We start from the raw sequence: 692 nt of genomic DNA on the forward strand, positions 1-692 counted from the left end.
CCGCCACCCTCTCCCCCGCCTGGGGCATCTACAGCGGCTACGAACTGTGCGAGAACACCCCCCTGCGCGAGGGCAGCGAGGAGTACCTGGACTCGGAGAAGTACCAGCTCAAACCCCGCGACTGGGACGCCGCCGAACGCGAGGGCCGCACCCTCACCCCCCTGATCACCCGGCTCAACGACATCCGCCGCCGCAGCCCGGCCCTGCGGCAGCTGCGCAATCTGCGCTTCCACCACGCCGACAACGATGCCGTGATCGCCTACAGCAAGAGCGCCGGCTCCGACACGGTCGTCGTGGTCGCCAACCTCGACCCCCACCACACCCAGGAGGCCACGGTCTCGTTGGACATGCCGCAACTCGGCCTGGACTGGCACGAGTCGGTGCCGGTGCGCGACGAGCTCACCGGCGAGACCCATCAGTGGGGCAGGACCAACTACGTCCGCCTGGATCCGGGTCACCGTCCCGCGCACGTGCTCCATGTCCAGCGACCGTCCAACCCGCAGACCGAAGGGCCCCCAGCGCCATGACTGTCAACGAGCCCGTTCCGGACATCTTCGAGGACGCCCCGGCCAGGGACCGGGATCCGGAGTGGTTCAAACGCGCCGTCTTCTACGAGGTCCTCGTCCGCTCCTTCCAGGACAGCAACGGCGACGGCGTCGGCGACCTGAAGGGCCTGACCGCCAAACTCGACT

General features: G+C 68.6%; 2 protein-coding genes. Both read left to right on the plus strand.

Annotated elements, in window-relative coordinates; genetic code table 11:
- A partial coding sequence (locus C1I97_RS38385; RefSeq protein ID WP_146608474.1) for an alpha-glucosidase C-terminal domain-containing protein occupies positions 1-527 on the plus strand: 527 nt, incomplete at its 5' end.
- On the plus strand, positions 524-692 hold a 169-nt coding region (locus tag C1I97_RS43180; RefSeq protein ID WP_181447123.1), incomplete at its 3' end, for an alpha-amylase family glycosyl hydrolase. The genes C1I97_RS38385 and C1I97_RS43180, both read left to right, overlap by 4 nt.

Origin of the sequence: Streptomyces sp. NTH33 (genome assembly GCF_003236365.1) — a bacterium.
Taxonomy (GTDB): Bacteria; Actinomycetota; Actinomycetes; order Streptomycetales; family Streptomycetaceae; genus Streptomyces.